The organism is Bartonella vinsonii subsp. berkhoffii ATCC 51672, assembly GCF_902825225.1.
Lineage (GTDB): Bacteria > Pseudomonadota > Alphaproteobacteria > Rhizobiales > Rhizobiaceae > Bartonella > Bartonella berkhoffii.
The window spans coordinates 1-411 of the sequence record NZ_CADEAK010000244.1 but is presented as its reverse complement, the minus strand read 5'-3'; the positions used below and the strand labels follow the sequence as shown (position 1 = coordinate 411).

Genomic DNA, 411 nt, shown 5'->3' with positions numbered 1-411 from the left:
TCTCTCGTAACAATAGCTATACAAGGCGATTTTGGTAAACCAAGACCCGCATTGATCATTCAAGCTAATCAATTTAGTGAACATACCAGCATGACGGTTTTACCAATTACAAGTACACTTGTTGCGGCGCCATTACTCCGTATTACTATCCAACCAGACAGCAAAAATGGTTTACAAAAGCCTTCGCAAGTGATGATTGATAAGATTATGACGGTAAGGTGTGAAAAATTTAGTCCAGCTTTCGGTTCCATTCGAGCAGACAAAATGTTAGAAATTGAACGCTGTCTGGCTGTATTTTTAGGAATAGTAAAATAATATTATAATTTAAGGACGGATTTATATTCAGTGACTCTTTTTCTATGTGATGAAACAGAGGCAGTTTTTTCCTCTGTTGTTACTAAGTTTTTATCG

The 411-nt window shown here is 36.3% G+C and carries 1 protein-coding gene; it reads left to right on the top strand.

Features of this window, described 5'->3' with window-relative positions; translation table 11 throughout:
- On the top strand, positions 1-315 hold a 315-nt coding region (locus J7R10_RS09110), incomplete at its 5' end, for a type II toxin-antitoxin system PemK/MazF family toxin (RefSeq protein WP_208436512.1).
- Positions 316-411: the final 96 nt, after the last annotated feature.